Source organism: Pseudomonas sp. OF001, assembly GCF_904426495.1.
Lineage (GTDB): Bacteria > Pseudomonadota > Gammaproteobacteria > Pseudomonadales > Pseudomonadaceae > Geopseudomonas.
Genome location: NZ_CAJGBM010000002.1, coordinates 126,121 through 132,690, shown reverse-complemented (window position 1 = coordinate 132,690; position 6,570 = coordinate 126,121). Strand labels below are relative to the sequence as shown.

General features: G+C 70.6%; 5 protein-coding genes, 1 rRNA gene and 1 pseudogene. 6 read left to right on the top strand and 1 reads right to left on the bottom strand.

From position 1 onward, the window contains the following. The first annotated feature begins 191 nt into the window (after positions 1-191). Positions 192-307, top strand: a 5S ribosomal RNA gene (rrf, locus tag RA210_RS02965). A gap of 111 nt (positions 308-418) precedes the next feature. On the opposite strand, the gene RA210_RS02960 is transcribed toward rrf, so the two are convergent. After that, positions 419-1,333, bottom strand: a complete 915-nt coding sequence (locus RA210_RS02960; protein WP_236574605.1) for a D-hexose-6-phosphate mutarotase — start codon at positions 1,331-1,333, stop codon at positions 419-421. 106 nt (positions 1,334-1,439) lie between these two features. Between RA210_RS02960 and RA210_RS02955 the strand changes: the two genes are divergently transcribed. The 5 genes and pseudogenes from RA210_RS02955 to RA210_RS02935 form a co-directional block, all read left to right on the top strand. Then, positions 1,440-2,588 (top strand): efflux RND transporter periplasmic adaptor subunit, encoded by a 1,149-nt coding sequence (locus RA210_RS02955; protein WP_201485338.1) that lies wholly within the window; start codon positions 1,440-1,442, stop codon positions 2,586-2,588. Then, positions 2,585-3,271: an ABC transporter ATP-binding protein gene (locus tag RA210_RS02950; RefSeq protein ID WP_201485337.1), complete on the top strand. Its 687-nt coding sequence runs from the start codon at positions 2,585-2,587 to the stop codon at positions 3,269-3,271. Before RA210_RS02955 ends, RA210_RS02950 begins: the two co-directional genes overlap by 4 nt. Beyond that, a complete protein-coding gene (locus RA210_RS02945) occupies positions 3,271-4,482 on the top strand; it encodes an ABC transporter permease (protein WP_201485336.1) in 1,212 nt (403 codons plus the stop codon). The genes RA210_RS02950 and RA210_RS02945 overlap by 1 nt, the downstream gene beginning before the upstream one ends. Further along, positions 4,482-5,678 (top strand): ABC transporter permease, encoded by a 1,197-nt coding sequence (locus RA210_RS02940; RefSeq protein WP_201485335.1) that lies wholly within the window; start codon positions 4,482-4,484, stop codon positions 5,676-5,678. Before RA210_RS02945 ends, RA210_RS02940 begins: the two co-directional genes overlap by 1 nt. A gap of 166 nt (positions 5,679-5,844) precedes the next feature. Further along, a pseudogene (locus RA210_RS02935) lies at positions 5,845-6,528 on the top strand (carbonic anhydrase); the annotation flags it as partial. Positions 6,529-6,570: the final 42 nt, after the last annotated feature.

The window sequence follows — 6,570 nt, the reverse complement described above, 5'->3', positions numbered from 1 at the left end:
TTGTGAGGCGTTGAGCTAACCAGTACTAATTGCCCGTGAGGCTTGACCATATAACACCCAAACAATCTGCGATCCCAGGATCACAGTGGGTGCGACAGGCCGAAAGCTTGCAGAACCGCAAATTACCGAATCTGATACACTATCACTTGCCCAATTCGGGGTAGCGCCATGGCGATGCCCCAACCGAATTGCTTGACGACCATAGAGCGTTGGAACCACCTGATCCCATCCCGAACTCAGCAGTGAAACGACGCATCGCCGATGGTAGTGTGGGGCTTCCCCATGTGAGAGTAGGTCATCGTCAAGCACCTACACAGAAACCCCGACCAGCCACGCTGGTCGGGGTTTCGTCTTTTCGCGCCAGAAACTTTCCACAGACACGGAAAAGCCCCGAACGGGTCGGGGCTTGACGTACACCTCAGCCTTGTGAACTCAGCGGCTCGCCCCACAGGCACAGCTCCAGGCTGTGACTCTCGCCGCCGGCCAGTTGCACGCAGTCGTCCAGCACGTTGGCGGTTTCGATGCACAGCATGCGCTGCCAGGCATCCTCAGCGAATTGCGACAGGCGCTGTGCCTTGTCGATCCACGGGTTCCACAGCACGGCCGAACGCGAGCTACGGCTTTGCAGGCAGATGCGCCGCTGCCAGCCGGTATCCCGTAGCTCCAGACGCGGCGGCAGGTCCAGGTAGATGCGGTCGGTTTCTCCGGCGAACTGCAGCGGGCCTGCCTGGCGGTACTCGCGCCAGCCGTCGAGGGTTTCGATGTAGCGTGAGCCGTCCAGCCCCGCGATGCTCACCTTGTGGATATCGCTGACGGCGAAATAGCTGTGCAGGGCCTGACTGAGCCAGACCGGACGCTGGCCGCGGTTGTGGCTGCGCAGTTGCAGCTGCAGACGGTCACCAAGACGGATCTCCAGTTCCACATCGACGGCATGGGGCCAGTCGGGCAGACCGCTTTCCGCCTGCGGGCAGGCGAACAGCAGACGCGCCTCGTCGCCGTCGATCACGCTTTCCCGGCATTCCCACGGCAGGTTGCGCACCAGGCCATGGAAGGGTGCGGCCTCGCCACGATACTGGGCGAGCAGGGCGGCGGGATTGCGCGCGAGGTCGCCGAACCATGGCCAGCATACCGGCACGCCACCGCGCACCGACTGGCCGCGCAGGCCGCGGGCCTGTTCGCTGAGCCAGATCAGCGGCGGCTCGTCGCCCTGCCGATAGCTGAGGATCTGCGCGCCCTGTTCGGCGATCAGCAGGTCGGCGTTGGCGGTCCGGACCCGCCAGCAGGGCAGGTCGTCGAACTGTTCGCGGCGGATATGGGGGGTGGACTGGGTCACGGGGCTGTCCTAGTCGGGGAGTCGGGCCGGCATTATTCCGCGCCTTGGGCGGCGGCGCCATGCGCGCGGGCTACCCTGAAAGGGATACGCGGACCGGGAGCCAGGCATGCGCAAGGGCTTGATTGCGGCGGCGCTGCTGCTGACGCTGGGCGCCCTGCTGTGGTGGTGGCAGCGGCCGCAGCCGCTGCCGGTGACGCTGCTGACCGTGCAGCGCGGGCCGGTGGAGAGCCTGGTGGCCAACAGCCGCGCCGGTACCCTCAAGGCCTGTCGTCGCTCGCAGCTGTCGTTCAATCTCGGTGCGCCGGTGGCCGAGCGCCTGGTGGCGGAGGGCGAGCGGGTGCAGGCCGGTCAGGTACTGATGCGCCTGCGCCAGGACGACCAGCAGGCACGTTTGGCCGAGGCCGAGGCGCGCCTGCTCCTGCAGCGCAATGCGCGCGTACGCCAGTGCGCCCAGGCCGAGCTGGACGGCCGCGAGGTGGCCCGTCTGCGCCGCCTCGCCGAGCGCCGCCTGGCGGCGGCCGATCTGCTCGACCGCGCGCAGACCCAGGCGCGATTGTCCGCCCTGCAGTGCGAGGCGGCTGCCGCGCAGGTCGCCGAAGCCGAGGCGGCTGTGGCCCTGCAGCGCGCGCTGCTCGACCAGAAGACCCTGCGGGCGCCCTTCGCCGGCATAGTCGCGGAGATCAACGGCGAGGTCGGCGAGTTCGTCACCCCCTCGCCTCCGGGCATCCCCACGCCACCGGCGGTGGATCTGATCGACGACAGCTGCCTGTACGTCGAGGCGCCGATCGACGAGGTGGAGGCCGCCCGCGTGGCGCTCGGCATGCCGGTGCGCATCAGCCTGGATGCCTTCCGCGGCCAGTCCTTCGCCGGCACGGTCAGCCGCATCGCGCCCTTCGTGCGCGAGCTGGAAAAGCAGGCGCGCACCGTCGACATCGAGGTGCGTTTCCGCGCGCCGCCGCCGCAACTCGCCCTGCTCACCGGCTACAGCGCCGACGTCGAGATCCTCCTCGAGCAGCGAGATTCGGTGTTGCGCATCCCCAGCGAGAGCCTGCTCGACGGCCGGCAGGTGCTGCGCTACGACGCCGCGCGTGGCGTGCTGCGCGCGGTGGAGGTGCAGACCGGGCTGGCCAACTGGCGCTGGACCGAGGTGCGCGCCGGCCTTGAGGAGGGCGCGCGCATCCTCGCCAGCCTGGAGCAGGAGGGGCTGGGCGACGGGGTGGCGGTGACTCCCCGCAATGGCGTGCCGCCGCCATGATCCGCCTGCGCGGGGTGACGCGCTGCTTCCACCTCGGCGAGCAGCGGGTGATGGGGCTGGAGGCGGTGGATCTGGACATCGCCGCCGGCGAGTACCTGTCGGTGATGGGGCCGTCCGGTTCCGGCAAGTCGACTCTGCTCAACGTGCTGGGCCTGCTGGATGTGCCGGACGCCGGCGAATACTGGCTGGACGGCGAGCCGACCGCGGCGCTCGACGAGGTCCGCCGCGCGGCGCTGCGCAGCCGCCACATCGGCTTCGTGTTCCAGTCCTACCACCTGATCCCGCGCCTCACCGCCCTGGAGAACATCGAGCTGCCGATGCTGCTGGCCGGCATCGAGCCCGCCGAGCGGCGCCGGCGCAGTGCTCGGCTGGTCGAGCGGCTGAGCCTGGGCGACCGGATGGCGCACCGTCCCGGCGAGCTGTCCGGCGGCCAGCGCCAGCGCGTGGCGATCGCCCGGGCGATGGTCATGCTGCCGGCGTTGTTGCTGGCCGACGAGCCGACCGGCAACCTCGACAGCCACTCCGGCGCCGAGGTGGTGGAGCTGCTCGAGGAACTCAACCGCGAAGGCCTGACCCTGCTGATCGTCACCCACGACGCGGCCCTGGGCGCCCGCGCCCGGCGCAGCCTGGGCATGCGCGACGGGCGGATCATCAGCGACCGCCGGCAGGGCGGAGCGGTCTGATGCGTCCGGCCGACGCTCTGTGCCTGTGCCTGGACGCCCTGCGCGGGCATCGCCGGCGCAGCCTGATGCTGCTGCTGGCGATCGGCATCGGCGTGCTGGCGGTCACCCTGCTCACCGGCCTGGCCGAGGGCGCCCGCGGCTTCGTGCTTGCCGAGTTCTCGCTGCTCGGGCGCAACACCCTGATCGTCCTGCCCGGGCGCAAGGAGACCACCGGCGGCGTGCCGCCGCTCACCGGCCTGGCGCCGCGCGACCTGACCCTGCAGGACGCCGAGGCCATCGCCCGCCTGCCCGCGGTGCGCCGGGTCGCCCCGCTGCAGGCCGGTCAGCTGGAGGTCAGCGCCGGCGGCCGCCGCCGCGAGGCCCTGGTGCTCGGCACCAGCCGCGAGTTCTTCGCCATCCGCCAGCTGCAGGTCAGTCAGGGACAGCCGCTGCCGCCGCTGCCCTTTGGCCAGGCCGAGGCGGTCTGCCTGATCGGTGCCAAGCTGCGTCGCGAGCTGTTCGCCGAGCGCCCGGCGCTGGGCGAGTGGCTGCGTGCCGGCGACCGCCGCTTCCGGGTGATCGGCCTGCTCGAGGAGCGCGGCGAGTCGCTGGGCATGGACTTCGCCGAGCTGCTGATCATCCCGGTGGCCAGCGCCCAGGCGCTGTTCGACCGCGAGGGGCTGTTCCGCGTGTTCGCCGAAGTGCGCGGTCCGCTGCTGCTGGACAGCGGCAAGCGGCAGATCCTCGCGCTGCTCCGCGAACGCCACGAGGGCGAGGAGGACGTCACCCTGATCAGCCAGGACTCGATGCTCGCCGCCTTCGACGACATCCTCGGCGCCCTGGCCATGGCCCTGGCCGGCATCGCCGCGATCAGCCTGCTGGTGGCCGGCGTGCTGATCATGAACGTCACCTGGATCGCGGTCAGCCAGCGCACCGCCGAGATCGGCCTGCTCAAGGCCCTCGGTGCCACGCCGCGGCAGGTGCACGGCCTGTTCGTCGGCGAGGCGCTGCTGCTCGCCCTGCTCGGCGCGCTGGCCGGGTTGCTGCTCGGCGAGCTGCTGCTGTGGATCGCGCGTCTGCTCTGGGAGGTCCCGCTGCGCGCGCCGCTGTGGGCGCGGCTCGGTGCGCTGCTGCTGGCCCTGGCCACCGCCGTGCTGTTCGCCTGGCTGCCGGCGGCGCAGGCGGCGCGCCTGCCGCCGGTGCAGGCGCTGCGCCCGCCGGGAGCGCGCTGATGCGTTGGCAGGACGGCCTGCAACTGACCGGCTCGGCGCTGACCAGCCGGCCGCTGCGCAGCCTGCTGACGATGCTCGGCGTGGCCATCGGCATCGCCGCGGTGGCGCTGCTCACCGCCATCGGCGAGGGCCTGCGCCACTACGTGCTGGACAACTTCTCGCAGTTCGGCACGCGGATCATCGCTATCCATCCCGGCCGTACCCAGACCGGTGGTTTCGGCGGCCTGCTGGCCAGCGTCCGTCCGCTGTCGGTGGCCGACGCCGAGGCGCTGCGCCGTCTGCCGCACGTCGAGGCGGTGGTGCCGGTGATCCAGGGCAGCGGCGACATCCAGGCCGGCGCGCGCAAGCGCAGCAGCGACGTCATCGGCGGCGGCCACCAGCTGGCCGAGGCCTGGCGCTTTCGCGTCGCCTTCGGCCAGTTTCTGCCGCCGCCGCGCGACGGTCGCTCGCCGCCGGTCACCGTGCTCGGCCACAAGCTGCGCGTCGAGCTGTTCGGCAGCGCCAATCCGCTGGGCGAGGCGCTGCGCATCGGCGGCACGCGCTTCCGGGTGGTCGGGGTGATGGCGGAGAAGGGCCAGCTGCTCGGCTTCGACCTCGACGATGTCGCCTACATCCCGGTGGACTGGGCCGAGGCGCTGTTCAACCGCGCGGGGCTGATGGAGATCAGCGTGGTGTACGGCGCCGGCACCAGCGCCGCACGCCTGGCCGACGGCATCCGCCGGGTGCTGGTCGAGCGCCACGGCGTCGAGGACTTCAGCCTGACCACCCAGGACGACATGCTCGCCAGCCTCGACCGCATCCTCGCCATCCTCAGCGCCGCGGTGGCGGCGCTGGGCGGCATCTCGCTGCTGGTCGGCGCGGTCGGCATCCTCACCATCATGACCACCGCGGTGGGCGAGCGCACCGCCGAGATCGGCCTGCTGCGCGCGCTTGGCGCCAGTCCGCGCCAGGTGCTCGGCCTGTTCCTCGCCGAGGCCACCCTGCTGGCGCTGGCCGGCGGCCTGCTCGGTCTGCTGCTGATGACTCTGCTGCTCGGTGCCTTGCAACTGGGCATGCCCGGACTGCCGCTGCGCCCGCAGCCGCTGCTGCTCCTTGCGGCCCTGCTGCTGGCGGCGCTGATCGGCACTGCTGCCGGCCTGGCGCCGGCGCGCCAGGCCGCGCGCCTGCATCCGGTGGACGCCCTGCGCAGCGAGTGACAAGGCCTGTGATAAATATCCGGGTAAAACAGTGTGACTTTTCGCCGACGCGGACTGTCGTTTAAGACAGTCAATCGCCAACCGAACGCCTGCGGCCACAAGCCGGCAGCGCGTGCGAAGCCCCGGAGTACAGACCGTGAAAGAGGTTCCCGTGCAGAAGAAGATGATGGATAGCGCCGACGAGGCCCTGAGCAGCATTGTCGACGGCTTCAAGCGTTTCCGCCGCGACGTGTTCCCCGAGCAGGAGGAGTTGTTCAAGAAGCTGGCCACCGCGCAGAACCCGCGGGCCATGTTCATCACCTGCGCCGATTCGCGCATCGTTCCCGAGCTGATCACCCAGAGCTCGCCGGGCGACCTGTTCGTCACCCGCAACGTCGGCAACGTGGTGCCGCCCTACGGCCAGATGAACGGCGGCGTGTCCACCGCCATCGAGTACGCGGTGGTGGCGCTGGGCGTGCGCCACATCATCATCTGCGGCCACTCCGATTGCGGCGCGATGAAGGCGGTGCTCAACCCGCAGTCGCTGGAAGGCATGCCGACGGTGAAGGGCTGGCTGCGCCATGCCGAGGTGGCGCGCACCGTGGTCGAGCAGAACTTCGCCCGCTGCGACTGCGGCCAGGAGCACCTGGAGCTGCTCACCGAGGAGAACGTGGTGGCCCAGCTCAACCACCTGCTGACCCACCCGTCGGTGGCGGCACGGGTGGCCAGCGGCCAGCTGTTCATCCACGGCTGGGTGTACAACATCGAGACCAGCGAGATCATCGCCTACGACGCGGAGAGCGGCCGTTTCCTGCCGCTCGACGGCGACCTGGTGCCGATGGCCACCCCGCGCTCGCGCTTCAACGGCTGAGACCGTCCGGGCAGCGCCGCCGCGTCCTGCGGCGGCGCTGCG

Excerpts from the sequence above, each read along its gene's own strand:
- RA210_RS02955 (WP_201485338.1), top strand. The coding sequence starts at position 1,440 with ATGCGCAAGGGCTTGATTGCGGCGGCGCTGCTGCTGACGCTGGGCGCC.
- RA210_RS02945 (WP_201485336.1), top strand. The coding sequence starts at position 3,271 with ATGCGTCCGGCCGACGCTCTGTGCCTGTGCCTGGACGCCCTGCGCGGG.
- RA210_RS02950 (WP_201485337.1), top strand. The coding sequence starts at position 2,585 with ATGATCCGCCTGCGCGGGGTGACGCGCTGCTTCCACCTCGGCGAGCAG.
- RA210_RS02940 (WP_201485335.1), top strand. The coding sequence starts at position 4,482 with ATGCGTTGGCAGGACGGCCTGCAACTGACCGGCTCGGCGCTGACCAGC.